Source organism: Vibrio sp. YT-15 (assembly GCF_033337445.1).
GTDB lineage: Bacteria > Pseudomonadota > Gammaproteobacteria > Enterobacterales > Vibrionaceae > Vibrio > Vibrio alginolyticus.
Genome location: NZ_JAWOQR010000005.1, coordinates 207,367 through 234,037 on the forward strand (window position 1 = coordinate 207,367; position 26,671 = coordinate 234,037).

The 26,671-nt window shown below is 44.6% G+C and carries 19 protein-coding genes and 2 tRNA genes; 8 read left to right on the plus strand and 13 right to left on the minus strand.

Features of this window, described 5'->3' with window-relative positions; translation table 11 throughout:
• Positions 1–133 precede the first annotated feature (133 nt).
• The 7 genes from R7D93_RS12085 to rlmE all read right to left on the minus strand — a co-directional run bounded on the left by R7D93_RS12085 (position 134) and on the right by rlmE (position 5,880).
• A tRNA-Met gene (locus R7D93_RS12085) sits at positions 134–210 on the minus strand.
• Positions 211–266: 56 nt separating this feature from the next.
• Positions 267–350, minus strand: a tRNA-Leu gene (locus tag R7D93_RS12090).
• A gap of 16 nt (positions 351–366) precedes the next feature.
• Positions 367–705: a preprotein translocase subunit SecG gene (gene secG / locus R7D93_RS12095; protein WP_005380080.1), complete on the minus strand. Its 339-nt coding sequence runs from the start codon at positions 703–705 to the stop codon at positions 367–369.
• 220 nt (positions 706–925) lie between these two features.
• Complete coding sequence (gene glmM, locus R7D93_RS12100; RefSeq protein ID WP_005388992.1) at positions 926–2,266, minus strand: phosphoglucosamine mutase; 1,341 nt, start codon at positions 2,264–2,266, stop codon at positions 926–928.
• Between the two features lie 19 nt (positions 2,267–2,285).
• Positions 2,286–3,116: a dihydropteroate synthase gene (gene folP, locus R7D93_RS12105; protein ID WP_017820419.1), complete on the minus strand. Its 831-nt coding sequence runs from the start codon at positions 3,114–3,116 to the stop codon at positions 2,286–2,288.
• A gap of 52 nt (positions 3,117–3,168) precedes the next feature.
• Positions 3,169–5,142, minus strand: coding sequence for an ATP-dependent zinc metalloprotease FtsH (ftsH, locus tag R7D93_RS12110; RefSeq protein ID WP_225496663.1), 1,974 nt, complete (start codon positions 5,140–5,142; stop codon positions 3,169–3,171).
• Between the two features lie 108 nt (positions 5,143–5,250).
• The gene (rlmE, locus tag R7D93_RS12115; protein WP_005388985.1) at positions 5,251–5,880 is read right to left on the minus strand and encodes a 23S rRNA (uridine(2552)-2'-O)-methyltransferase RlmE; all 630 of its coding nucleotides are present in this window, start codon (positions 5,878–5,880) and stop codon (positions 5,251–5,253) included.
• 138 nt (positions 5,881–6,018) lie between these two features.
• On the opposite strand from rlmE, the gene yhbY reads away from it, so the two are divergent.
• Positions 6,019–6,315, plus strand: a complete 297-nt coding sequence (gene yhbY / locus R7D93_RS12120) for a ribosome assembly RNA-binding protein YhbY (protein WP_005380066.1) — start codon at positions 6,019–6,021, stop codon at positions 6,313–6,315.
• Between the two features lie 84 nt (positions 6,316–6,399).
• On the opposite strand, the gene greA is transcribed toward yhbY, so the two are convergent.
• Entirely contained in the window at positions 6,400–6,873 is a 474-nt protein-coding gene (greA, locus tag R7D93_RS12125; RefSeq protein ID WP_005380065.1) for a transcription elongation factor GreA, read from the minus strand.
• A gap of 545 nt (positions 6,874–7,418) precedes the next feature.
• Here greA and R7D93_RS12130 point away from each other — a divergent pair.
• On the plus strand, positions 7,419–8,441 hold the full coding sequence (locus tag R7D93_RS12130; protein ID WP_005380064.1) for a porin: 1,023 nt from the start codon (positions 7,419–7,421) through the stop codon (positions 8,439–8,441).
• A gap of 186 nt (positions 8,442–8,627) precedes the next feature.
• On the plus strand, positions 8,628–10,049 hold the full coding sequence (dacB, locus tag R7D93_RS12135) for a serine-type D-Ala-D-Ala carboxypeptidase (RefSeq protein ID WP_225496665.1): 1,422 nt from the start codon (positions 8,628–8,630) through the stop codon (positions 10,047–10,049).
• Here dacB and R7D93_RS12140 read toward each other — a convergent pair.
• Both R7D93_RS12140 and tyrS read right to left on the minus strand, forming a co-directional pair.
• On the minus strand, positions 10,028–10,873 hold the full coding sequence (locus R7D93_RS12140; protein WP_005380062.1) for a magnesium transporter: 846 nt from the start codon (positions 10,871–10,873) through the stop codon (positions 10,028–10,030). The genes dacB and R7D93_RS12140 overlap by 22 nt on opposite strands.
• A gap of 418 nt (positions 10,874–11,291) precedes the next feature.
• Positions 11,292–12,479, minus strand: a complete 1,188-nt coding sequence (gene tyrS / locus R7D93_RS12145) for a tyrosine--tRNA ligase (RefSeq protein ID WP_017820416.1) — start codon at positions 12,477–12,479, stop codon at positions 11,292–11,294.
• Between the two features lie 130 nt (positions 12,480–12,609).
• Between tyrS and R7D93_RS12150 the strand changes: the two genes are divergently transcribed.
• Positions 12,610–13,902, plus strand: coding sequence for a peptidoglycan DD-metalloendopeptidase family protein (locus R7D93_RS12150; protein ID WP_033905576.1), 1,293 nt, complete (start codon positions 12,610–12,612; stop codon positions 13,900–13,902).
• A gap of 65 nt (positions 13,903–13,967) precedes the next feature.
• Here R7D93_RS12150 and vmeK read toward each other — a convergent pair whose 3' ends face one another.
• The 3 genes from vmeK to erpA all read right to left on the minus strand — a co-directional run bounded on the left by vmeK (position 13,968) and on the right by erpA (position 18,644).
• Positions 13,968–17,072 carry a multidrug efflux RND transporter permease subunit VmeK gene (gene vmeK / locus R7D93_RS12155; RefSeq protein ID WP_213968971.1) on the minus strand — a complete coding sequence of 1,035 codons (3,105 nt, stop codon included), beginning with the start codon at positions 17,070–17,072 and terminating at the stop codon, positions 13,968–13,970.
• A 9-nt stretch (positions 17,073–17,081) separates the two neighbouring features.
• Positions 17,082–18,197, minus strand: coding sequence for an efflux RND transporter periplasmic adaptor subunit (locus R7D93_RS12160; protein ID WP_005380030.1), 1,116 nt, complete (start codon positions 18,195–18,197; stop codon positions 17,082–17,084).
• A 105-nt stretch (positions 18,198–18,302) separates the two neighbouring features.
• Entirely contained in the window at positions 18,303–18,644 is a 342-nt protein-coding gene (gene erpA, locus R7D93_RS12165; protein WP_005380031.1) for an iron-sulfur cluster insertion protein ErpA, read from the minus strand.
• Between the two features lie 246 nt (positions 18,645–18,890).
• Between erpA and hemL the strand changes: the two genes are divergently transcribed.
• The 4 genes from hemL (at position 18,891) to R7D93_RS12185 (ending at position 26,332) form a co-directional block, all read left to right on the plus strand.
• Positions 18,891–20,186 carry a glutamate-1-semialdehyde 2,1-aminomutase gene (hemL, locus tag R7D93_RS12170; RefSeq protein ID WP_005380032.1) on the plus strand — a complete coding sequence of 432 codons (1,296 nt, stop codon included), beginning with the start codon at positions 18,891–18,893 and terminating at the stop codon, positions 20,184–20,186.
• Between the two features lie 345 nt (positions 20,187–20,531).
• Positions 20,532–21,617 (plus strand): AI-2E family transporter, encoded by a 1,086-nt coding sequence (locus tag R7D93_RS12175; protein ID WP_031779035.1) that lies wholly within the window; start codon positions 20,532–20,534, stop codon positions 21,615–21,617.
• A gap of 76 nt (positions 21,618–21,693) precedes the next feature.
• Positions 21,694–22,719: a 16S rRNA (guanine(1207)-N(2))-methyltransferase RsmC gene (gene rsmC, locus R7D93_RS12180; RefSeq protein WP_005380034.1), complete on the plus strand. Its 1,026-nt coding sequence runs from the start codon at positions 21,694–21,696 to the stop codon at positions 22,717–22,719.
• A 226-nt stretch (positions 22,720–22,945) separates the two neighbouring features.
• Complete coding sequence (locus R7D93_RS12185; protein WP_005380036.1) at positions 22,946–26,332, plus strand: response regulator; 3,387 nt, start codon at positions 22,946–22,948, stop codon at positions 26,330–26,332.
• The last annotated feature ends 339 nt before the right edge of the window (positions 26,333–26,671 follow it).

Below are 26,671 nucleotides of genomic sequence, written 5' to 3' on the forward strand. Positions count from 1 at the left end.
CCCCGATAGTCGGGGTTTTATGCTGCTGGACCCTGATACGTTAAGAATAGCCAACAATTGCTTTTCTTAACTCGTAGTGTGGTTAGCACTACGCAAACTTGCCAATCTACGATTTCCTTTTAAAGAAAGAGATTGGTTGCGGGGGCCGGATTTGAACCGACGACCTTCGGGTTATGAGCCCGACGAGCTACCAAGCTGCTCCACCCCGCGTCCGACTTGCTGAGCATTATACTCGCAAACAAGTGATTTACAAGTTTGTAAATACATGGTGCCGAGAGAGGGACTCGAACCCTCACACCTAAGGCACTAGCACCTCATGCTAGCGTGTCTACCAATTTCACCATCTCGGCATCAAAACCTTACAGCTTATTGAGGAATTTCATCACCCGCAGGGGCAGGAACTTCACTCGCTGCGTCCTTAACTTGTTCAACAACTGGTTGACCTAACGTTGGGTCTACCCATTGTGATTCAGTCTGGTGCGTAGACATACGACCAAGTAACAAGCTAACGATAAAGAATACGGTTGCTAAAATAGCAGTTGTTCGGGTTAAGAAATTACCTGAGCCGCCAGCACCAAACACTGTGTTTGAAGCACCAGCACCGAACGAGGCTCCCATATCTGCGCCTTTACCTTGTTGAATCAACACAAGGCCAATCACACCAAGCGCTGCCAACAGGTAAATCACAAGTAGAACTGAAAACATTTTTTCCACCTATGTTCCAAATTGTTGAGCCAGCGCCGTTCAAAAGAACAAATCATAATGAACAAGGCTAGCGACCTCCTAACGGGAGGCGGAGCAATACTAGCGAAAGCCAGTAACGCTGACAAGGGAAAATTAGTAAAAAATCAATGCCAATGCGTTAAGCGCTCAAAAAAAGGGCAAAAGATGCCCTTTTCATTCAAGACATGCTTTAACGCAATGATTAACAACTTGCTTTAACAGCCTCAGCGATTTTCAATGCTGAGTGTTGAACTAGTTCACCATCTTCGCCTTCCACCATAACGCGGATCAAAGGCTCAGTGCCAGACTTACGCAGCAGTACACGCCCTTTATCACCAAGTGTCGCCTCTACTTCAGCGACAGCGTTTAATACAGCTGTAGCTTCAAGAGGGTTACTTTCTCCTGAGAAACGGACATTTTCTAAAACCTGAGGATATAATGTCATTCCTTGCGATAGTTCATATAAAGACATATCGCTGCCAATTACAGAAGCAAGTACTTGAAGTGCAGCAACAATCGCATCGCCGGTTGTGACTTTATCTAATAAGATCACATGGCCTGAGTTTTCAGCACCAATTTTCCAACCTTTTTCTAGCAGTTGCTCCATGACATAACGGTCACCAACAGCAGCACGTACAAACGGAATGCCTAGCTGCTTTAAACCATTTTCCATACCCAAGTTAGTCATTAGTGTACCAACAACACCACCCTTTAGCTCACCACGACGAAGTGCATCACGAGCGATGATATAAGCAATTTGGTCACCATCAACTTTGTTACCTAGGTGGTCGACCATAATGATGCGGTCACCATCACCATCAAATGCGAGACCAAGATGCGCTTGCTCTTCAACAACACGCTGTTGAAGAGCTCGTACGTCTGTTGCGCCCACTTTTTCATTAATGTTGATGCCGTTAGGCTCTACGCCCATAGCGATAACTTCTGCCCCAAGTTCTTTGAAAACATTTGGAGCGATGTGGTACGTTGCACCGTGCGCACAGTCTACTACGATCTTAAAGTTCGCAAGGCTCAACTCAGATGGGAAAGTACTCTTACAGAATTCGATGTAACGACCAGCTGCATCATTTAGGCGGGTTGCTTTACCAAGCTCAGCAGACTCCACACATTCAATTTCTTTATCTAACTCAGCTTCGATCGCCAATTCGATATCGTCAGGTAGCTTAGTACCCTCAGAAGAAAAGAATTTAATGCCGTTGTCGTAATATGGGTTATGTGATGCAGAAATCACAATACCAGCCTCGGCACGGAAAGTCTGAGTTAAATATGCCACAGCTGGAGTTGGCATGGGACCAGTAAATGTTGCTTTAAGTCCCGCAGCTGCAAGGCCAGCCTCTAGTGCAGATTCAAGCATATAACCTGAAATACGTGTATCTTTACCTATAATAACTTTCTTTGTGCCTTGTTTCGCTAGTACACGACCAGCAGCCCAGCCAAGCTTAAGTACGAAGTCTGGAGTGATTGGGTATTGTCCTACTTTACCGCGCACACCGTCAGTACCAAAGTAACGTCTTTCATTCGACATAAACTTTCCTTTATTATTTTTAAATATTGTTTTTCGTCATCTCAACAACTTTCATCGCTTCGATTGTCTCTTCAAAGTCATGCACGCGAATGATCTGCGCGCCTTTCATCGCGGCAATCGTAGCACAAACGACACTTGCGTTCGTACACTCTGCCGCTGGCTTGTCTAACAGTTTGAAGATCATGGATTTACGAGACATGCCAGCCAAAATAGGCAGGCCGAATTCATGAAACTTTTCAAGATGAGCAAGCATATGATAATTGTGTTCGATTGTTTTGCCAAAGCCAAACCCAGGATCGAGAATCAGTTGAGATTTATCAATCCCTGCTGCTTCACACGCCGCGATACGTTCTTCTAGAAAAGCCGACACGTCCCCCATTAAATCATCATAATGAGGGTCAACTTGCATGGTCCTAGGCTGACCTTTCATATGCATCAGACAAATTGGAAGGTTTGCTTCTGCTGCGACTTCCAGAGCACCTGGCTCTTGCAGCGAGCGGATGTCATTGATCAAATCAGCCCCAGCATCAATTGCTTGACGCATCACTTCTGCTTTACTGGTGTCAACGGAAATCCATACATCATATTTTTCACGAATGGCTTTGATTACTGGGACAACACGCCTAAGCTCTTCTTCCAAAGACACATCCGGTGCACCAGGTCTTGTTGATTCACCACCAACATCAACAATACTTACACCAGCCTTTATCATTTTATCAACTTGAGCAAGAGCAAGTTCAATTGAGTTGTATTTACCGCCATCCGAAAAGGAATCCGGTGTCACATTTAGAATGGCCATGACATGTGGACGCGAAAGGTCCAAAGATTTGTTATTTGCTGTAATCATCATCATAAACACAAAAACCCCGAGATAACTCGGGGTTTAATATTATCGATACTCTTTATTCAGAGTCTTTCTTTTCAGGCTCTTCGTTAGAAGTTGTTTCAGAAGAGCTAGGCTGTTCTGCATCTTTCGCAGTCTCCGTTGCTTCTTCTTTAACTTCTTGCTTTGCTTGAGGCTTGTCGCTGTCTTCTGGTTTGCTTGCTGAGTTATCACTCCAGCCCGCAGGCTCACGAATTTCAGCTTTGCGCTCCATTAAGTCATCAATCTGGCGAGCATCAATGGTTTCATACTTCATCAGCGCATCTTTCATCGCATGCATGATATCCATGTTCTCTTGAAGAATCTTCTTCGCACGATCGTAGTTGCGGTCAATGATCTGACGAACTTCGTCATCAATCAACTTCGCTGTATCGTCAGACACATGTTTAGTCTGAGTTACACTACGCCCTAAGAACACTTCGCCTTCATCTTCTGCATACAGCAGAGGGCCAAGCTTTTCAGAGAAACCCCATTGAGTAACCATCTTACGAGCAATATCTGTTGCGCGCTCGATATCATTAGAAGCACCGGTTGATACTTTGTCAGCACCGTAGATAAGTTCTTCTGCTAAACGACCACCGTACAAGCTAGAAATCATTGATTCTAGGTGTTGGCGAGACATACTCACGCGGTCCTGCTCTGGAAGGTACATTGTTACACCCAACGCACGACCACGTGGAATGATAGACACTTTGTACACTGGATCGTGTTCAGGAACCAAGCGACCAACAATCGCGTGACCCGCTTCGTGGTATGCGGTTGACTCTTTCACTTCCTCAGACATCACCATTGAACGGCGCTCAGCACCCATCATGATTTTGTCTTTCGCCAGTTCAAACTCAACCATAGAAACGTTGCGCTTGTTACCGCGCGCAGCAAACAGGGCTGCTTCGTTAACTAAGTTTGCTAGGTCAGCACCAGAGAAGCCTGGAGTACCACGTGCGATGAGAGAAGGCTCTACATCACCCGCTAGAGGGACCTTACGCATGTGAACTTTTAGGATCTGTTCACGGCCACGTACATCTGGAAGACCAACTACCACTTGACGGTCAAAACGACCAGGACGCAGTAGCGCAGGGTCTAGCACGTCCGGACGGTTAGTCGCAGCGATAACGATAATACCTTCGTTACCTTCGAAACCATCCATCTCAACGAGCATTTGGTTTAGTGTTTGTTCACGTTCATCATGACCACCACCAACACCTGCGCCACGTTGACGACCTACCGCATCGATCTCATCGATAAAGATGATACAAGGTGCAGCTTTCTTTGCTTGTTCAAACATGTCACGCACACGAGATGCACCAACACCAACGAACATTTCTACGAAATCAGAACCAGAGATAGTAAAGAATGGTACTTTCGCCTCACCGGCAATGGCTTTCGCTAGAAGCGTTTTACCCGTACCAGGAGGACCAACCATTAGAACACCCGTTGGAATCTTACCGCCCAGTTTTTGGAAGCGGCTTGGATCGCGTAGGTAGTCCACCAGCTCTTTCACGTCTTCTTTTGCTTCGTCACAACCAGCAACGTCAGCAAAAGTTGTCTTGATTTGTTCTTCGCTCATCATTCGAGCTTTGCTCTTACCAAAAGACATGGCGCCTTTACCACCGCCGCCTTGCATTTGACGCATGAAGAAAATCCATACACCAATTAGTAAGATCATTGGGAACCAAGAGATGAAGATAGTACCAAGCAAGCTTTGCTCTTCTGGAGGCGTGCCTTGTACTTTCACGTTTTGGTTAATTAGGTCATCTAGAAGCTTTTGGTCATACACTGGCATGTAAGTGACCATTTTGGCACCGCCGCCACGACGAACAAAGCTAATTTCACCGTCTTTAAAAGTTGCTTCTTGAATCTGGCCTTGGCCAACTTCCTGTACAAACGTGGTGTAATCCACGGTTCTGCCATTGCTTTCTCCAGGGCCAAAGCTCTGGAATACCGACATCAATACGACGGCGATAACAAGCCACAGAATTAAATTTTTTGCCATGTCACTCAAGGTGTAAGCCTCTCGATAACTAATTGTAATTAAAGGTAGGGTACTACAGTTCATTAACTGTAGCTATAGTGTTAACACGCTCTCAAGAGAGCAAAATGGTTAACCTTTGTAACCAGTGGCTACGACGAAGACCTCTCGAGAGCGAGCTCGCGATGAGTCTGGTTTTCTAATTTTTACGGCTTTAAACATGTCTCGGACTTCTTTCACATACTGATCGAAGCCTTCCCCTTGGAAAACCTTTACGACAAAGCTACCATTAGGCGCTAGAACTTGTCGACACATATCTAAAGCTAATTCAACTAAATACATAGCGCGAGGTTGATCAACAGAATTGTTTCCCGCGATGTTAGGCGCCATATCAGACATTACTACGTCTACCATGGAAGGTTGGATCCTTTCTAGCAAAGCTTCCAATACTGCATCATCACGAAAGTCGCCTTGTAAAAAGCTAACGCCAGCAATCGGGTCCATAGGAAGCAAGTCACACGCGATGATCTGACCACTGTCCCCTACTATCTTAGCAGCATATTGAGACCATCCGCCCGGCGCAGCCCCCAAGTCGACGACTGTCATTCCAGGCTTTAACAATTTATCTTTCGTTTGAATCTCATCGATCTTGAAATAAGCACGTGAGCGGTAGCCTTTTTTTCGGGCTTCATTCGCGTATTTATCATCAAAGTGTTCTTTCAACCAACGACCAGAACTAGCCGAATGTTTTTGTTTACTCATTTTAATCCCAACAAGGCACAAATTGGAGCTATTGTTTTAATAGGCGCTACCTATTACTCAATAAATTATAGTCTTCAGCAATAGATGGCGTTAAAATAGCTTTTTTCAACCCTTATTTTAAAGAAAATTGGCCGCGTAATGAACCTAAGCACCAAACAAAAGCAGCACCTTAAAGGCCTAGCTCACAGTTTAAAACCTGTTGTGCTAATGGGCGCAAATGGACTTACAGAAGCCGTGCTAGCAGAAATTGAAATCGCTCTTAACCATCACGAACTTATCAAAGTAAAAGTTGCTTCGGAAGATCGTGAAACAAAACAGCTAATCATCGACGCTATCGTACGTGAGACGGGCGCTGAAAAAGTTCAGACTATTGGTAAAGTGCTAGTGCTATACCGCCAGTCTGAAGAGCGTAAAATCGAAATCCCTCGTAAGTAACTCTACTTACGTTGCTGAAGAAAAAAGGTCGCCTGAGGCGACCTTTTTGCGTTTTATCAGGGCAGTAATGCTACTCCAAACGACCTAGATATATTCTACTCGGTCAATTTCGAAGTCTTTCGCGCCACCCGGAGTTTGAATAGCAACTTCATCGCCTTCCATCTTGCCAATCAGGCCACGAGCAATAGGTGAGCTCACTGAAATGCGACCTGCTTTGATATCGGCTTCGTCATCACCAACGATTTGGTACGTTTTTTCTTCTTCGGTGTCGATATCAATCAAGGTTACGGTTGAACCAAAAATAACTTTACCCGTGTTCTCCATCTTCGTTACATCAATAACTTGAGCAACTGACAGTTTGTATTCAATGTCACGGATTTGTGCTTCACAAATGCCCTGCTCTTCACGAGCGGCGTGATATTCAGCATTCTCTTTTAAATCACCTAGCTCACGAGCTTCAGCAATTGCCTCTGAGATCTGAGGACGTAGTTTAAGTAGACGATCGAGTTCTGCACGTAGCTTTTGCTCGCCACGTAGTGTCATTGGAACTTTTTCCATTTTATAACCTCAAGCCCAAATGGGTCTTTGGACAAAAAAAGCCCACCCTGTCATAGGACTGGGTAGTGCGCTTAAAGATGTATTTCGTTTAGTGTAAACAAACTCCCGGACGAAATCATCTTAATTCGAAAGACAGCAAGACTATGCCTTTTCGGCATAATGATATAACTCACTTTTAGAGCGGTTCTAGGGCGAATCACCTTCTCAATTTATTGAAAAACAACACTGTTCATTACACCAAAAACCTCAAAAAAGATAAAAACTAATCAATGTCAGGCCAATGTCATTGCCAATAATTTCAATCAAAAACAGTAATTTAAATAAAAACAACGCACAATTGAACAGTGTTCATCAGTGGGATTTATATCATTTTACTAACTCATACGGAAACTTTAGCAGTAAAACATGTCCAGCGAGTTGTTAGATCAATGGCTTACAAGTGCGAACTATATCGCTCAATTAGCCAATTTTGGACCAACAACTTGTGAGAGATCACCTCTCCCCCATACAACAATGATTATGGACAGCTAACTAGGACAAATAAGATGAAAAAGACTCTAATTGCTCTTTCTGTATCTGCAGCAGCTATGGCAACTGGCGTAAACGCAGCTGAACTTTACAACCAAGACGGTACTTCTCTAGAAATGGGCGGCCGTGCTGAAGCACGTCTATCTATGAAAGATGGCGACGCTCAAGACAAATCTCGCATCCGTCTAAACTTCCTTGGTAAACAAGAAATCAATGACAACCTATACGGTGTTGGTTTCTGGGAAGGTGAATTTGAGACTGCTCAAAACGGTACTGTAGACGGCGACGACAAGAGCGATCTAGAAACTCGTCTTGCTTACGCTGGTCTTGGCGGTGCTTACGGTGAGTTCGCATACGGTAAAACTGAAGGTGCACTAGGCGTTATCACTGACTTCACAGATATCATGGCTTACCACGGTAACTCTGCAGCAGACAAACTAGCTGTATCAGACCGTACAGACAACATGATGGCTTACAAAGGCCAGTTTGAAAACCTAAGCGTAAAAGCAAGCTACCGCTTCGCTGATCGTATGGAAAACAAAAACACTGGTGAGTACTACGACAACAAACAAGACGGTTACTCTCTATCTGCAATCTACGCTCTAGCTGACACTGGTCTTGAGCTAGGTGCTGGTTACGCAGATCAAGACAAAGCTAACGAGTACATGCTAGCTGCATCTTACACAATGTCTGATCTTTACTTCGCTGGTGTATTCACTGACGGCGAGAAAATGGAAGATTCAAACAACAGTAACACAGTTGATTACACTGGTTACGAGCTAGCGGGTGCTTACACTCTAGGCCAAACAGTATTTACAACATCATACAACAATGCAGAAACTAACAACGAAACTTCTGCAAACAACTTCGCTGTTGATGCTTCTTACTACTTCAAGCCTAACTTCCGTGGTTACATTTCTTACAACTTCAACCTGATTGATGCAGGTGACAAGTTTGGTTCAACTGACACTAGCAAAACAGTTGCAACTAAGATCGATGCTGAAGACGAGCTAGCTCTAGGTCTACGTTACGACTTCTAATTCCGGTCTTTGACTAGAATATCGAATGCCCGCTTTAAGCGGGCATTTTTTATACTTCATTTTAAGCAGCGCGCCTTTCTCTCGTGTCTCATTCATGAAGACATTTGAAGCATTTCTTTAGTTACCTAGCATATTGAAAGGACTTGCGTATACTCAATCACATAACTCACCTTAGAAAGTATCATTATGCGTTTACGTTGGCTCTTGCTCATATTCTCTTCATTACTTTCTGCTTTTTCACAAGCGTACCCTCATCAAGAGGTGTTGCCTGAAGGCGCCCGCATCAGTTTAGTTGCGGAAAAACTCAGTGAAAATGCTGAGCTTGACGGTGTTCATCCTACCGAACAACTGTTCCCACCAGCGAGTACATTAAAAATCGTCACCGCATTAGCCGCAAAGCTAGAACTGGGTGATAATTTCCGGTTTCGAACCAAGCTGGAAACGTCGAACTCAGATGCAGTGATTTACTTTGTCGGCGACCCAACACTCCAAACCAACGACTTAAAATCACTTCTCACTCTAGCTAAGAAAAATGGCTTAAAACGGATTAACGGTGACCTATGGCTCGATAACAGCGCATTCACTGGTTATAACCGTGCGGTGGGCTGGCCGTGGGATATCTTGGGAGTTTGCTACAGCGCTCCGGCATCGACCATCACACTCAATAACAACTGTGTACAAGCCTCTATCTATACACAAAAAGATGGTGGAACGCGGGTCTACGTACCAGAGCATCAACCTATTCGTGTCACAAGTACCGTAGAAACAGTTTCTAAAACCATTAAGAAAAGTCGTCATTGTGACTTAGGTTTAGTTGCAAATCCCGATAACAACTACAAGCTAACAGGGTGCTTGGTTGAAAGAGACAAACCATTGCCACTGAAATTTGCGGTTCAAGACCCTGAGCGTTACACCAGTCAAAGGTTGGCGACTTTGCTCAAGGAGCTCAACATTGGGGTATCAGGAAAGATTAGGGTCGGTACGGCGCCAGAAAAGCAGCGAAAGCTCATCGCAATGCATCAATCAAAAGCCTTACCAGACATTCTCGAAGATATGCTCAAAAACTCTGACAACTTAATTGCCGACACATTAACCAAAACACTTGGCGCTAAATTTTTCGTTCAGCCAGGCAGTTTTACTAACGGGACAGAAGCGATCAAGCAGATCATTTTCGCCAACACTGGTATTGATATTCGTAATGCGCGCCTAGAAGACGGCTCAGGACTTTCGCGAAATAACCGGATCTCCGCGACCAAGATGGCTGAAATGCTGCGCTATATTTGGAAGCATGAAAACGAACTCAAATTGATTGCCATCATGCCGAAATCAGGTGAATCCGGCACATTAAAGTACCGACAAAGTATGCGAAAACTTCCAATTAAAGGACAGCTGATCGCGAAAAGTGGCTCTATCTACGGGACTTACAATATGGCTGGATACGGCTTGGATAAAAATGGTCAACCTAACACCATTTTTGTTCAGTTTGTTTCAGACTACTTCCCAGAAAAACGGGACGACAACACACTTGTCATCGCCCCGATTACACATTTTGAGCAGCTTTTTTACAATGACATTGTGAACTTTAGTCAGGCAATACCTAAGAAATAGTTCACCACGTTAAAGTAAATCCACATTCCTGAAATATCGACGATAGACGCAAGAACTGGACTCACCAATACGGCTGGGTCCAACTTGCAAGCTCGTGCAATAATTGGCAACAGCCCGCCCAATGTTGTAGAAATGGTGACTTGAATGAACAGCGCAACTGCTATTGCCAGTGCGATATCGGTCAGTTCAAAGCCTCCTGTTGATTGTCCTGCACTAAATAACATAATGCGTCCAATCATCACGATAGCGATCGCTAGCGCAATAAATAGAGCGACTCGGCTCTCTTTCCACAAAACTTCTAACCATTGGCGTTTTTTTAACTCTCCAGTAGCAAGAGCACGAATCACCAAAGTTGCTGCTTGTGTTCCTGTGTTACCACCAGCAGCTGCAATCACTGGCATGTACACTGCAAGTAAAACAAGCTGACTAAGGGTGTCCTCATACTGAGCGATGATCAAGCCTGACACTATCCCTAAAAGAGCCAGCGCAATGATCCATCCAATACGCTGTTTTACATGCCCTAAAACACTAGTTGATAAATAACCATCGGGTGTATCAACTTCAGACATATGCAGACCCAGTTGGTGAGCATAATGACGTGCGCGTTTGTCATGACCTGCTTGCTCAAGTTGAGCAATAAGACTATTCACATAGCCGACAGAGCAATGCTGTAAAATACCTACAGCCTCATCAATCGGCATAACCGTAAGCAAATGGACTTGTTGCTCTTGCTCGTACTGCAAGAATGCATTGCGAGCTGCACCAATTTCTACTTCAGAAAAGTTTGGTGTTGTTTCAATAAAAGTGTTGTTCATTACCGTCATGGCGAATCTCCCGATTGGCATTGGTAACGACCATCGACAAAGCATGAAAAGCCACTCTTGCACGCTAAAAGTCAGACAACAATTAAGATGCACAGAGAAAACCAATGCGAATGCACTGTCTATTCAGAATGTATGAAGGAAACAACGAGAAGAAAATTAGAAAAGATGCCTCACCACTTAGGTAAGGCGGAGATCGCCAATACCGAAGCGGGTTATTTCGCTCCCTTAATCTTACTCACCCAACGACTGGGAGGATGGTCGGTATTGTTCATGTAAATCTCCGATAGCGCTGCCATTATTGGCAGCGCAAGTATAGTAGCAAAGTTCATCAGGTATGGAAGTTTTACTTTGCCGTTTTTGCTAAATTTTCATACAAAAAAAGCGCCCTTCGGACGCTTTCATTTGCAGTCATTATGAATTACTGAATAGTAATACGAGCAAATTTACGTTTGCCTACTTGGAACACGTAAGTACCCGCTTCTGGAGCAAATTTGCTGTCCGCAATTTTTTCACCATCAATCTTCACAGCGCCCTGCTTAACCATGCGCATCGCATCTGACGATGATGGACATAATCCTGCTTCTTTCAACAGATTACTCACTGGGCGACCTGCGTCAAAGTCAAACTCTGGCATTTCATCAGGAATTTGGTTCTTCGCAAAACGGTTTACGAATTCTTGCTCTGCTGCATCGGCATCGGCTTCACTGTGGAAACGAGCAATAATTTCTTTTGCTAGCAATACTTTGATGTCACGAGGGTTTTTGCCCGCTTCTACATCAGCTTTGAATTGAGCAATCTCTTCCAGAGGACGGAAAGAGAGCAGCTCGTAGTAGCTCCACATTAGGTCATCAGAAATAGACATGATTTTACCAAACATTTCGCTTGGCGCTTCGCTGATACCGATGTAGTTGTTTGCTGACTTAGACATCTTCTTCTCGCCATCAAGGCCCACTAGAAGCGGCATCATCAGTACAACCTGAGGTTTTTGACCGTGAGACTTTTGCAGTTCACGACCCATTAGAAGGTTGAACTTCTGGTCTGTACCACCTAATTCAACATCCGTTTCCATTGCTACTGAGTCCCAACCTTGTAGAAGTGGGTACATGAACTCATGAATAGCAATTGGCTGACCACCCGCGTAACGCTTTTTAAAGTCGTCACGCTCTAGCATACGAGCAACGGTTTGGTTTGCCGCAAGGCGAATCATACCTTCTGCGCCCAGTTCAGACAGCCACTCAGAGTTAAACTGAATTTTAGTCTTTGCAGGATCGAGAATTTTGAACACTTGCTCTTTGTACGTTTCAGCGTTACGCAATACGTCTTCACGACTTAGCGGTGGACGAGTTGTGTTTTTACCTGTTGGGTCACCAACCATTGCAGTGAAGTCACCGATTAGGAACGTCACTTCATGACCTAGTTCTTGGAACAAGCGAAGCTTATTGAAAATAACCGTATGGCCTAGGTGAATGTCAGGTGCTGTTGGATCAGCGCCCAATTTAATACGTAGAGGACGGTCTTCTTTTAGTTTTGCGATTAGCTCTTCTTCTGGAATCAGCTCTTCAACACCGCGCTTAATCTCGGCTAGTGCAGCTTCAATGCTCGCCATTCTTGTTCACTCCCACAGATTTGGCAAAAATATAATAGCTGAACATATTACTTGAATAGCGATGCATTTTGAAACACGTTAGACTAGGTAGTTGTCACTTTTTCCGTTTAATTTAGCAATCAAGTACCTCATGCATTCGATTTTTGTCCGACTTCCACTCTTGCACAAAGTATTGATCGGTTTTTTTAGTGCGCTGATTATCTTCGCGCTCTTCTTTTTACCTGATCCGCAAGACCTAGACCCGCAGCAGAGCCGATTAAAAGTTGGTCAACATTATCCTGTGCCAGTTTCCCTCGAACTCAGTGCACTAAATAGTTCATCGCCTGCGGTTCCCGCCGTGCTGCGCTGGGAGACATACAAGGTAAAAAATGGCGAGAGTGCTGCCATCTTATTTAGTCGCGTAGGGCTTTCCGCTCGTCTATTACATGAACTGGTGTCATCAGACAAAGAAGTGGAAAAACAGTTAACTCGGCTTCGACCTGGTGACCGATTGCAATTTGGTTTTGACGAAAATAACGACTTGGTGCAGCTAAGAAGAACACTAAGCGCGTTCGAGACTTTTCGTATCACATTAAAAGACGGCAAGTACGTTTCTGAAGTTGATAAGAAAGAAGTCGACTTCCAGTACAACTACGCAGAAGCCACCATCAAATCAAACTTTTGGAATGCAGGAATATCTTCTGGATTAAATGGTAACCAAATCATGGAACTGGCTGGCATATTTGGTTGGGACATCGACTTTGCTTTAGATATTCGTAAAAACGATAGCTTCCGAGTACTTTACCAAGAGGAAGTGGTAGAAGGAGAAGTAATCGGCCGTGGAAAAATCATTGCTGCGATCTTTAAAAACCAAGGCGATACCTTTACCGCAATATTGGATCAGAAAAGTGGCAAGTATTACGACGAAAATGGGCGTGCAATGAAAAAAGCATTCTTACGCGCGCCGTTGGATTTCCGTCGAGTTTCGTCTAACTTCAACCCACGCCGCTTACATCCAGTGACGGGACGCGTTCGTCCTCATAGAGGCACGGACTATGCAGCACCAGTGGGCACCCCGATTTGGGCGGCTGGTGATGGTGTCGTTCAAAAATCGTCTTACAACAAATTTAATGGTAACTACGTTTTCATTAAACATAGTAATACTTACATTACCAAGTACCTGCACTTAACCAAACGTACTGTACGAGCTGGTCAACGCGTTAAGCAAGGCCAAACCATCGGTACGCTTGGCGGAACTGGCCGTGTAACTGGCCCTCACCTGCACTATGAGTTCCTTGTGAATGGTGTCCATAAAAACCCGCGCACGGTGAATTTGCCACAATCTAAATCCCTGACAGGAAAAGCGAGACAAACTTTCATGGCAAACGCGAAAGTTAGCATGGACAAGCTTGAACGCTACAGCAAACTGTTAGCAATGAAGTAAGGCAAGGTATTGAAAAGGGCAGCTTCGCTGCCCTTTTTGTTTTGTCGATATCATCACGATAAAGCTTACTGCTCGGGGTGATGCTCTCTCCCGAGCATAAGCAAACACGGGGTCAGAACCAACGTTAGCAAAGTCGCAAACGCCAAACCACCCGCGACAGCGGTCGCAAGCTGAGACCACCATTGAGTGCTTGGTGCGCCAAACTCCACTTTCTGATTAACTAAGTCGATGTTCATTTCTAACACCATTGGCAATAAGCCTAATATGGTGGTCACCGTCGTGAGTAAAACGGGTCTTAAACGCTGCACACCCGTACGCAAAATAGCCTCAGGTTTTTCTAAACCACGTTTACGCATCTGATTATAAGTATCGATTAAAACAATATTGTTGTTTACCACGATACCAGCCAACGCAATCACTCCAATTCCCGACATAATGATGCCAAATGGCTTTTGGAAAATAAGTAACCCAGCGAAGACACCAACAGTAGAAAACAGCACTGCACTAAGGATTAAGAAAGCTTGATAAAAGCTATTAAACTGCGTAATTAAAATCAAAGCCATCACACCAAGCGCGACAATAAAAGCATTTTGCAAGAATGCTGATGAGTTTTCCTGCTCTTCATTTTGACCCCGAATTTTATATTCAATGCCTTCCGGTAAGTCGAGCTGTTCCATTCCAGCGGCAATCTTAGGTAACTCAAGCGCCAAATTGTAACCTTCCACCATATCCGCTTTAATATTGATAACTCGATGACCGTCGACCCGACGAATAGTGTCTTGCTTATGATCTGGTTTGATTTGAGCAAAATTCGTAATCGGCACCAGACCAGCTGCCGTTTTCACTCTCAGTTGATCAAATCGACCTATGTCGCGCTTATCTTGCGGATAGCGCACCAAAATATCGACTTCTTCATCCGCATCATCGGGCAAATAATCGCCTATTTTCAAACCGTTCGTAACAAACTGGACGGTATTCCCGACTAAAGTAGCATCCGCTGCAAAGCGAGAGGCGTCATCTCGCTGGATATCAATTTGCCAATCAATCCCTTCCTTATTAGTGGTATCACTCAAGTTGGCCAGTGCAGGATTACCATCAGCCCAATGTCGTACTTTTTTGGCTGCTTCATCTAACACACTAACACTCAAATTTCGTGATGACACTTCAATCACAAGATCATGCTCGACAGGCGGACCTGCGTCCGGGAATTTATACTCAAGTTCAACACCATAAAAGCGGTCTGTCGTCTCTTTTAGTTCCTCAATAATGGTTTTCACTTTGCGTCGATACTGCCAATCCACAGGCGTTATTTGAATCTGGCCAATCTCGTCCCCATTATCGCTCGATCCTGTGCGCGTGTAGACACTTTCAAACTCGTCATGACCGAGCATCACCTTCTCGATTTCGCGCATAACAACATCTTTTTCGTAAATAGACAGGTCACCATAAGAACGAACTTTAACGGTAAAAAAGGCAGGGTCCACCTCAGGGAAAAACTCTGCACCCAAGCCAGCTTTGTTGTAAGTGAAGCCGACACCTGCCGCTAGCAGTATCGCGCTGAGTAAGACCTTCCATGGATGACGAATCGCTACCGACAGAGTCTGGTAATAAAGCTTGGTAATGCCAGTCGCTTTTTCAAAGTTGCCGTTATGCAGCTCCACCATTTCTCGCTGAGCTTTCTGATTGACTACTTGAGGCTTGCCAATGATCCCACCGATGACAGGAACGAACAATAAAGCCATCATCAGCGAAGCGGCCAAGGTAGCAATTAAAGTAAGTGGTAAGTACTTCATGAACTCACCAGTGATGTCTGGCCAGAAAAGTAACGGAGCAAACGCAGCCAATGTGGTTGCTGTGGATGCGGTAATAGGCCAGGCCATTCGCTTTGCTGCATCTCGATAGGCTTCTTTACGTGGCGTTCCTTCTTGCATGCGCCGATCTGCAAACTCTGTCACCACAATGGCACCATCCACCAACATGCCTACCGCCATAATTAAAGCAAACAGTACGACGATATTGACCGTCAGCCCAAATACCGATAACACCAACAACCCAGTCAAGAACGATCCTGGAATAGAAATCCCCACGAGAAGCGCGGTCCTAACCCCCAATATGGCAATAATGACGATAACTACGAGGATAATTGCGGATAAGATATTGTTTTGTAGATCACTGAGCATCAATTTGACATCGTCGGATTGATCCCAAGTGTATTTAACTTGCAAATTGTCGGGCCACTCGGCGCGCTTCTGTCCCTGATCCAGTACTTCTTTTACCAGCTCAACCGTTTCAATGATGTTTTCCCCTGCCCGTTTTTTTACGTCCAAAACGATGGCAGATTCGCCATCTAAACGAGCAAAACTTTCAGGATCGCGAAATGCACGTCGTACTGTCGCCACATCGCCAAAAGTGATCACCTCTTTGCCATTCACCTTGATCGGTAGTTCAAGCACATCTTTCAGTGAATCAAAAACCGATGGGACTTTTACCGAAAAGCGTCCATACCCAGTATCGACAAACCCCGCTGCCACAACTCGGTTATTCAAGGCGATTAAATTATAGATATCCGCTTGATCGAGACCGTAGCTTTCCATCAATAGCGGATCGACAACTATCTCCACGATGTCTTCGCGATCTCCTGCGATTTCAACCTCAAGAATCTGACGGAAACTTTCCAAACGATCACGTAACGTTCTGGCAATCTGAACAATGGTTCGCTCTGGTACGGTGCCATAGAGCACAACGGTCAAAACAGGCTCTTCAGATGCAAACGTGACTTCGTTTACCGTCGGCTCATCACTGTCCTCTGGTAACTTTGGCTTCGCAAGATCAACCGCATCACGCACATCTGCCATCGCTTTATCAAGATCCACTCCGACACTAAATTCCAGCGTCACCGAAGCATGACCTTCTGATGCCACAGAGGTCATCTCTTTTACGCCTTCAATTGAACGCAGCTCTTGCTCTATTGGCCGAACTAATAAACGTTCGGCATCGACAGGAGAAATGCCTTGATGTCCAACAGAAACATAAATGATCGGAATGGTAATATCAGGGCTCGATTCCTTGGGGATTGTGACGTAAGTAATGACACCAGCAATTAATATCATCACCAACAATGTCAGCATAGTGCGAGCGCGAGATAACGCAGCATCAATCAGAGTGTACATAGGTGCTCCTTACTGCTCATTAGCCGCTTCAATAACTACGTCATCAACTTTATTGGCCAGTACTTGATCACCATCTCGCACAAAACCTTGTCCCAGCACGATAATGTCTACACGCTCTCCTAACCCAGAGAGCCACACACCATCATCCTCGGCCTTAACGAGTTGAATTGGAACAAACTCAACATGCTCATTACGCAGTGTCTTGACACCTAAGTTACCTTCTTCATCTAGTGCTAACATGGCAGCCGTAATCTTTACCGCCAACACTTCACTCAAAGGCAGCTGTACTTCTGCGCTCATACCAGCAGGAATTCTTGCGTCTTGATTATCAATTTCGATTTCAATTGGAAACGTATTAGTAGAAGCAGAAGAAACACGTCCAATGTAGCGTACACGACCTTGATGATGCTGTTGGTTAATGGTTCTTACGTCGGCTTCTAGGCCTTCCTTAAGATATTGTATATGCCGTTCACTGACATCGGCTTCAATCACTAAAGTATCCAAATCAATGACCGTCGCAATAGGATCGCCAATCCCGACAAAATCACCTAACTCAACAAAGTGATGATCTACGATGCCATCAAATGGCGCTTTAACCTCAGTATTTCTTAAAGCCGTTTGCACGTTACTCAAATTCGCACGTGCATCTACCAACGCTGCTTGCGCTGTCGCAAATGCAACCTCACCTTGCAGTCCGCGACTTTTTAGCGATTTAGCTGCATTAAACTCTTTCTCTTTAACCAACAGCATCGCCTGGGCCCGTTTAAGTTGAATGCCAAGGTCGCGCTTATCGATGTTTGCGATCACTTGTCCCTGTTTGACCGCTTGGCCTTTCTTTATGTTAAGACTGACTATTTTACCGGCAACTTCGGCGCCAAGACGCGCTTGACGATTGGGCGCTGTTCGTCCATACAATTCAATGGTTTTACTGGTAGGTTCGGCAAGAAAAGTATCAAACATCACCTTTGCAAGTGGTGTCGTGTTCGTGGATGTTGAAGAGTTAGGATGATCATCTTGTGCTTTGAGTTGGCCGATGGTTAGCCATGCAACAAGAAGTAAGACGAGGATAAGAGATACTAGCCAAGGGCGCTCGACAATTCGGCGTCCAAAAGAAAGTCCAGACATATAAAGTCCTTTTTATTATTTCTCTGCATATCTGCGAGCGTGCGCTTTACGTGACATCCTTCTACATAAAGCACAGGCAGCCATTAGCTGCCTGTTAGGTGTTAATTACACACTGAACGATGCACCACAACCACATGTTGTCGTTGCATTGGGGTTATTTACGAAGAAGCGCGCTCCTTCCAACCCTTCTGTGTAGTCAACAATACCGCCAACGAGATATTGCAGACTCATCGGGTCTACAACCAGTGTTACACCACTGTTTACGATTGTCGTATCGCCTTCGTTTACATTTTCATCAAAAGTAAAGCCGTATTGGAAGCCGCTGCAGCCGCCGCCAGTAATGTATACGCGCAGTTTCAATGCTGGGTTTTCTTCTTCAGCAATCAATGCTTTAACGCGAGATGCTGCTGCGTCAGAAAAAGATAATGGTACGTTTACTTCGCTCACGAAGACCTCTCTCACTCGTGTAATGCGTCAAGCCTGAAGCAAGACGTCAAATTTGTGCTAATTGAGACGATTATCCAATACCTGACAAACTCGTTCAAGTATTCGCCGCCGATTCTTTATAACAGATGCGGATATATAAGATTACACTGCGAAACAACACATAAATTAAGCAAAACGTTTCTAACTTGATTATAGCTAGGTACAATGCGCTCCACTTGGTCCGAGCAATCAAAAGAGGATAACCCCATGACCAAATCATCAGAGCTGTATCAAAAAGCTCAGCAAACCATCCCTGGCGGTGTCAATTCACCAGTTCGTGCATTCAACGGCGTTGGCGGCTCTCCGCTATTTATCGAACGAGCAGACGGTCCACTGATTTTTGATGCCGATGGTAAAGCGTATATTGATTACGTTGGCTCTTGGGGTCCAATGATTCTTGGCCACAACCACGCGGTTATCCGCGAAGCAGTAATTGATGCAGCGCAACGCGGTCTTAGCTTCGGTGCGCCAACAGAGCTTGAAATCGCGATGGCAGAATTAGTTTCTGAGCTTGTTCCATCAATGGAGCAAATCCGCATGGTAAGTTCTGGTACTGAAGCTACTATGAGCGCGATTCGCCTTGCACGTGGCTTCACCGGTCGCGACAAGATCATGAAATTTGAAGGTTGTTACCACGGCCACGCTGACAGCTTGCTAGTAAAAGCAGGTTCTGGAGCACTAACTCTAGGCCAACCAAGCTCTCCTGGCGTTCCTGCAGATTTTGCTAAGCACACGCTAACAGCAACATTCAACGACCTAGATTCTGTACGCGAGCTATTTGCTGCTAACAAAGGCGAAATTGCTTGTATCATCGTTGAGCCAGTAGCAGGCAACATGAACTGTATTCCACCAGTGGAAGGCTTCCACGAAGGGCTACGTGAAATCTGTGATCAAGAAGGCGCGCTACTAATTTTTGATGAAGTAATGACAGGCTTCCGTGTTGCTCTAGGCGGCGCGCAAGCACACTACAACATCAAACCCGACCTAACGACACTGGGTAAAGTGATTGGTGGCGGTATGCCAGTAGGTGCTTTCGGTGGCCGTAAAGAAGTGATGCAATACGTTGCACCTACAGGCCCAGTTTACCAAGCTGGTACCCTTTCCGGTAACCCTGTCGCAATGGCAGCAGGCTACGCATGTTTGAACCTTCTAAAAGAAGAAGGCAACGAAAAGCGCCTAGCTTCTAAAACGAAACAACTTGCTGAAGGCTTTAAGTCTCTAGCAGAAAAACACGGTATTCCGCTAGTTGTTAACCAAGTGGGCGGTATGTTCGGCTTCTTCTTCACTGACCAGGAAAAAGTAACTTGCTACGAAGACGTAACGAAGTGCGATGTAGAACGCTTCAAGCGTTTCTTCCACTTAATGCTAAAACACGGTGTCTACCTTGCGCCATCTGCGTTTGAAGCGAGCTTTACTTCACTCGCTCATGGTTCAAAAGAGATTGATGCCACACTAGAAGCGGCTGACCGCTGTTTTGCTGTTCTTGCAGAAGAAGCGAAATAATCGCTAAAAACGGCGATAACGCATTTAGAAAAGGACCGTAACGGTCCTTTTTTATTGCCAATTCAAAATAACCAATATCGCTAATACCCCAACGACAATGCCAAACCACGGTATTCGCTTAGCTTTTTTCTCAGTTTGACACTTTTTATCACCGTTGCAACAACCCATAGCTCATCTCTTGATTGATAACCGACTGATTTGTAGTCATTATAGCAAGGTACATCGCCCTGCTCTAATTCGGCATTGTCATAAGCTTGAAAGAGTTAAGAGTGCAAAGTAATAAAGGTTACACGCCATCATTGAAGGCATAAACCGTAAACGTCACCTGTAAGTTGGACTAATACCATGCCAAATAATGTAAAAATAACGTCGAGTCACCGAGTACTAATGGTTGCTTTACTCGCCGCTGCTTTTGCTTGCTACTTATTGGTTGAGCCATATATCAATTCCATTGTGATGGCTTTTATCATTTCTTTGCTCATGTTTCCGATACACGAATGGTTTGAGCAGAAAATTCCCAAGCACCCCAATATGGCGGCACTGCTGTCATGTGTCGTCTTGACGTTTATTATTGTTATCCCGCTTTTATTTGTGTTTGCCGCCATTGTTCAGCAAGGCTCTGTTTTCTCACAAAATACATATAATTGGGTTACCAATGGTGGTATCCAAGATATATTCCAACATCCTTTCGTTATCAAAGGCTTAGCGATTGTTAATGAGTACTTACCTTTTGATAAAATCGAGCCCAAAGCCATCGCTGAGAAAATTGGGCAATTTGCCACATCGTTTGGCTCTAACTTAGTTGCTATTAGCGCAAAGATTTTAGGAGACGCAACCAACTTCCTAATGAACTTCTTCCTAATGCTGTTTGTGTTGTTTTTTCTGCTTCGTGACCACGACAAAATTATCTCTGCGATTCGTCATATTCTGCCACTTTCACGTAGCCAAGAAGACCGAATATTGACAGAGATAGAGCAAGTTTCTAAATCAGCCGTAATGGGCTCATTCATGACAGCGATTGCTCAAGGTTTGGCTGGCGGTATCGGTATGTGGCTCGCCGGTTTCCCTGGGTTATTTTGGGGAACAATGATGGGCTTTGCATCATTCATTCCAGTGGTAGGAACCGCGCTAATCTGGATTCCTGCAGCAGCGTACTTGTTCTTAACAGGCGATATGACTTGGGCTATCTTCTTGACGGTGTGGAGTGTAGTTATCGTTGGCTCTATAGATAACCTATTACGTCCGTTGCTAATGCAAGGCAGCGCCGGCATGAATACCCTTATGATTTTCTTCTCATTACTGGGTGGTCTGCATCTGTTTGGTTTGATTGGTCTTATCTACGGCCCACTTATTTTTGCCGTGACCATGGTACTGTTTAATATCTACGAGGAAGAATTCAAAGACTTCCTTAACCAACAAGACAACAGCTAGTCACCGCTTAATCACTTCAAGCTTGGGGCAGATTGTGCGAAAATCTGCCCCAAATTATTTCTGATGAACCAAATTTATGTCTGCTTATATCGCTCCTAGCCAAATAGCTCAGCGCCAACTTGAATACTTCAACGGAAAACACGTTTTAGTCGCTGGTGAAGTTGAAGACCTATTTCCTCTTGAGTTAGTGGCTCATTGTGAGTCTGTTGAAGTGTTTACTTCCAACTATAGCTACTACCGCCAAATTCAAACCTCTGACAAAGTGAAAAGTCATTTTGGCTCTGTGTTTGATGTTGAAACAAAAGCAGACATGGTCCTTTTATACTGGCCAAAAGCAAAAGCTGAAGCAGAATACTTGCTGGCGATGTTGATGGCGAAACTGGGCATTAACACTGAAATCGTCATCGTTGGTGAAAACCGCTCCGGCATCAAGAGCATCGAGAAGATGTTCCAAGAATACGGCCCTGTGAACAAGTACGACTCTGCTCGTCGCTGCTCATTTTACTGGGGTAATTGCCTCAATGAGCCAAAACCTTTCAACCAAGCAGATTGGTTTAAGTCTTACACTGTTACACTCGGTGAGCAGTCGCTAGCGGTTAAGAGCCTACCTGGCGTATTCAGCCATGGCGAGTTCGACTTAGGTAGCCGATTGCTGCTTGAAACCTTACCTAAGCTGTCGGGCAAAGTGCTCGACTTTGGTTGTGGTGCAGGTGTACTCGGTGCGTTTATGGCGAAAGCGAATCCAGAGATCGCGATTGAGATGTGTGACATTAATGCTTATGCGATCACTTCTAGCCAAGCCACATTAGAAGCGAATGGTTTATCCGGACGCGTATTTGCATCAGATATATACTCGGATACCGAAAAAGACTACCGCTTTATCGTCAGCAACCCGCCATTCCACAGTGGTCTAGACACAAATTACAACGCAGCGGAAACCTTGTTGGGTCAGGCGCCACAATACCTAACCAAAGACGGCGAAATGGTGATTGTCGCGAATAGCTTCTTAAAATACCCACCAATTATCGAGCGGGCGTTTAATAATTGCGAGACGCTAAATAAGACCAATAAATTTTCTATCTACTACGCGAAAAAATCATAACTTCCCTCCGCGCAGGCACAAACCTGCGCGATTTTTTCTCATAAATTCAACACTCATAAGAAAAACTGCGTCACCCTGCACGCTTTACAACTAACTTTCTTGTCAAAGAAAAAAAACTCGTTAATTTTGTTAATTCTATCTAGTTGAACATCTTATCCGTTTTTAACGAGAACCTCGGCAGCGAATTATGTTTTAGAACTGCCCATTATGAGTTGTAATCTTATCCATGTTTAAATTCTACAAAAAACAGAAATTTAAGCGCCTTCAGAGTACACTGATGACCGCATTTCTGGTGCTCAGTATCACACCTCTTACCATTACTGCGATCTTTTTCTTGCAGTCCCACAGTAAAGATCTGCAAGAACAAAGCACCTCGCACTTACTGTCTGTTCGAGATACAAAACAGCAGCAAATCATCGACTACTTTGAGGCACGAGAAACCGAAGTCATGGGCTTTGTGCGCTCAGAGTTGGCTTACGCCAGTGGTGGCCGATTCTACGGTCTCGTCAATGCTTTTAGTCGTTTAGGCAATGATATTGAAGAGTCTCGTAAAAACGCCCAACAGCGCTACATCGAGGGCAGCGGAGACCAAATCAAAACCTCAACGTTACCCGAGTCATCCAACTATGTAGGAAGTGAACGTTACCGACTTTTGCATAAACGCTATCATTGGGCCTACTTGGAGCTCCTCAAGCGCTCTGATTTTAATGACATTTTGCTGGTCGACATCAATGGTAACGTCACCTACTCGATCAACAAAGACGATAACTACGGAACGAACTTGTTATCAGGCCCCTACAAAGACTCGGCACTTGGCAAAACTTTCAAGCGTCTCGCCGATGATGTGACTGAACGTCGAAAAGTAAACGAAGACTACACTCCTGTGATTGTGTCTGACTTCGAGCTGGAAGGGGGTAAATCAGTCGCTTGGCTAGGTGCACCAATTGTTCAGCAAGGTTATCTACACAGCTATGCCATGTTCCGCTTGCCAAATAATGGCATCACTAAGTTAGCCGCAGACGCTAATCGAGAGTCATCCATTAACACCTTGCTGGTTGGAAATGATCACCAACCTCGCACAATTAACACGAAACAAGACGACATTAAGAACAGTTTAGAAGTGATCGATAAAGCACTCTCTGGTGCATTTGGTGTCGGCACTTACACAAACGGTTTAGGTGAAGAGATCATCGCGGCTTATGCACCGATTGAAACTCGTGGTGTGATTTGGGCGCTCGTCGTACAGTTACCAGAAAACGAAGCTTTCGCTCGTATCCATCAACTCGAAAAACTATTCGTTATCGCTATGTTGATCGCCATTATCCTTGTGGTGATCGCTTCTCACTATTTATCAAACTTTATCACTTCTCCGTTGCTGAAATTGACTTGGGTTGCCGAAAAGGTCTCTGCAGGGGATCTTGATGACACGTCTTTTAATACGGTTCGTAAAGATGAAATTGGTCGGCTTGCGTTAAGCTTTGAACGAATGCAACGCTCTATTCGAGAGAAGATTCAAACCATTAAGAAGCAAAATGAAGAACTAGAAAGCAACATACAGATCATTCAAAAACAGAATGAAGAACTGCAATTGGCCGATAAATTAAAAGATGAATTCTTAGCCACGACTTCTCATGAACTTCGTACACCGTTACACGGCATGGTCGGGATTGCTGAAACCTTAGCGTCCGGCGCCAATGGTGCGATCCCCGCTAGCCAGAAATATCAGCTTGATATCATCATTAAAAGTGGTCAGCGTCTCGCTAATCTAGTCGATGACTTGTTGGATTATCATAAAATGCGTTATGGAAGCATGGATATCCAGAAATCAGCAGTGAGTTTGGGCAGTGCAACACGATTGGTTTTAGAGCTTTCTAGTCATTTACTTGGAAGTAAAACCATCCGCATCATCAACCAAGTCCCAGCGGATTTAAAAGCAGTATCAGCTGACCCGCAACGCCTTGAACAAGTGCTATATAACCTGATTGGCAATGCGATTAAATACACCTCAGAAGGTAAAATTGTTATCTCCGCTAATGTGGTAGATGATCATGTACGCGTACAAGTCGTGGATACTGGACAAGGAATTCCCGCAGAACAACTTGAGCATATTTTTGAACCACTTATCCAAGCAGGGCAAGACGCGAGCCGTTATCGTCAAGGTGCAGGGCTTGGGCTCTCCATTAGCCGGCAATTGATCGAATTAATGGGAGGCTCGTTATACGTCAGTAGCCAACCAATGGTCGGAACTACCTTCAGTTTCACTTTACCGCTCGCCAGTGAAGAAGAAATCCAAGCAACCCAGACTCTAGCTGCGCACGGACACTTCCAAATCCCTGAAGTTAATGTAGAGAACAGTGAAGACTTATCACTTCCAGAGAACCCAGACGGCCCGTTACTGTATGTTGCTGACGATGAACCAGTAAACTTACGCGTGCTTGAAAGCTTTTTACGTTTAGAGGGCTATCGTGTGCGTACCGTCTCCGATGGGCCAGAAACGTTAGCGCTCGTCGAGCAAGAGAAGCCGGAACTTCTGTTATTGGATATCATGATGCCAGGCATGAGTGGCTACCAAGTTTGTAGTGAACTACGTGAAACCTATGATCATGCCGAGTTGCCAATCATTATGCTCACCGCACTCAGTCAAACAGAAGATCGTGTAAGAGGTTTTGAGGCAGGAGCCAACGACTATTTATCGAAACCATTTAATAAACAAGAGTTGGCGGCACGTATCCAAGCGCATTTAACGGCAAGTAAAGCAGAAATGCGCCATATGGAAAACAAAGTGCTAGAGTCTGAACTTAGACAGCGTGCAGTCGTTGAAGCAAGCTTACTTGAGACTCAAGGTCGTTTGTTGGAACAGCTAGAATCGGCTCCTGAAGCTATCATCTGTCTACGTGAAGACAAGCGTATTCGCTTTGCTAACGAAGCTGCTTGTAAGCTATTCAAGCGCAGCTTAGAACAGCTAAAGCGCTCATCTGCTGATGAGCTGATTGCCCCTAAATATCTGACCGTCAAACAACCTCATTACTGTGGCAAGATTGATATCTATATTGAAGATATTCGTCAGAACATCGAAGCAGACATTCTTAAGCTCCCTGAAGGTTCAGGGTTAGATATCATGTACATCTTTAATGTCGGCGGTGGAGCCAGTGCCGCTCGCATACATAATCTAGAAACCGCCGTAGAAGTGCTTTCAAGTTATGCATTTGATGGTGACAAAGACCAATTGCAAAAGCTAAAAGAGCTTGGCGGAGAATTTACGCGCCTTGCAGACAAAGCGCTCGGTAATAAAAAAGACAAGCAAGAACTTATGCGAGAAGTTCTAGTAGACGCAATGACACATGCTTTAGAGTATTGGGAATCTGTAACGGGTGAAAGTAAGTTCGCATTTGCAGAGCAAAGTGGCTTGTGGCGCGTTTATCTAGACCGTAGTACTTTGCAAACACGCACTTTAGATAAATACATGCGTATAGAAACATTACCCAAAACACCACGTTGGAGAACGGTGCTAAGCTCGATAGAGTTCATTCTCGAACACTGCAAAGAACAGAGCCCCGAGAGAGCATACATAGAAGCACAACGAGATAAACTACAGCGACTATTGACCAGCTAATATTTATCAAAAAAACTAGCCCAGCGTGCATGCTGGGCTTTTTTGTTATTCGAGTATTCCCTTCCTAGAGATAAAAGAGACCGCCTCTTCCTACCCCATTAACATATTTCCAATAACGAACATTCGGTTAGACATCGCTATCTATTGTTGGTCTTCAAAACGTACGATCTTATCCATTTAACTGGCCTTAATTAGGTAAGTTCGAGCAACCAAAAAACTTCATTCATACAATAAAAAAAGGACGACAAACGGAAGAAAACTGTCGATAAAAAAGGCCATTTTTCAGATAACAAGCGGATTTTGACGAACTATTGATAGAGATTGCGAACTTAATCACAA

What these genes read in the sequence shown, in the direction of transcription:
- yhbY (WP_005380066.1), top strand. Translation starts at nt 6,019, where the DNA reads ATGAACCTAAGCACCAAACAAAAGCAGCACCTTAAAGGCCTAGCTCAC.
- hemL (WP_005380032.1), top strand. Translation starts at nt 18,891, where the DNA reads ATGACCAAATCATCAGAGCTGTATCAAAAAGCTCAGCAAACCATCCCT.
- rlmE (WP_005388985.1), bottom strand. Translation starts at nt 5,880, where the DNA reads ATGAGTAAACAAAAACATTCGGCTAGTTCTGGTCGTTGGTTGAAAGAA.
- R7D93_RS12140 (WP_005380062.1), bottom strand. Translation starts at nt 10,873, where the DNA reads ATGACGGTAATGAACAACACTTTTATTGAAACAACACCAAACTTTTCT.
- rsmC (WP_005380034.1), top strand. Translation starts at nt 21,694, where the DNA reads ATGTCTGCTTATATCGCTCCTAGCCAAATAGCTCAGCGCCAACTTGAA.
- vmeK (WP_213968971.1), bottom strand. Translation starts at nt 17,072, where the DNA reads ATGTACACTCTGATTGATGCTGCGTTATCTCGCGCTCGCACTATGCTG.
- R7D93_RS12185 (WP_005380036.1), top strand. Translation starts at nt 22,946, where the DNA reads ATGTTTAAATTCTACAAAAAACAGAAATTTAAGCGCCTTCAGAGTACA.
- ftsH (WP_225496663.1), bottom strand. Translation starts at nt 5,142, where the DNA reads ATGGCAAAAAATTTAATTCTGTGGCTTGTTATCGCCGTCGTATTGATG.
- folP (WP_017820419.1), bottom strand. Translation starts at nt 3,116, where the DNA reads ATGATGATTACAGCAAATAACAAATCTTTGGACCTTTCGCGTCCACAT.
- dacB (WP_225496665.1), top strand. Translation starts at nt 8,628, where the DNA reads ATGCGTTTACGTTGGCTCTTGCTCATATTCTCTTCATTACTTTCTGCT.
- secG (WP_005380080.1), bottom strand. Translation starts at nt 705, where the DNA reads ATGTTTTCAGTTCTACTTGTGATTTACCTGTTGGCAGCGCTTGGTGTG.
- R7D93_RS12130 (WP_005380064.1), top strand. Translation starts at nt 7,419, where the DNA reads ATGAAAAAGACTCTAATTGCTCTTTCTGTATCTGCAGCAGCTATGGCA.
- R7D93_RS12160 (WP_005380030.1), bottom strand. Translation starts at nt 18,197, where the DNA reads ATGTCTGGACTTTCTTTTGGACGCCGAATTGTCGAGCGCCCTTGGCTA.
- greA (WP_005380065.1), bottom strand. Translation starts at nt 6,873, where the DNA reads ATGGAAAAAGTTCCAATGACACTACGTGGCGAGCAAAAGCTACGTGCA.
- R7D93_RS12150 (WP_033905576.1), top strand. Translation starts at nt 12,610, where the DNA reads ATGCATTCGATTTTTGTCCGACTTCCACTCTTGCACAAAGTATTGATC.
- glmM (WP_005388992.1), bottom strand. Translation starts at nt 2,266, where the DNA reads ATGTCGAATGAAAGACGTTACTTTGGTACTGACGGTGTGCGCGGTAAA.
- R7D93_RS12175 (WP_031779035.1), top strand. Translation starts at nt 20,532, where the DNA reads ATGCCAAATAATGTAAAAATAACGTCGAGTCACCGAGTACTAATGGTT.
- tyrS (WP_017820416.1), bottom strand. Translation starts at nt 12,479, where the DNA reads ATGGCGAGCATTGAAGCTGCACTAGCCGAGATTAAGCGCGGTGTTGAA.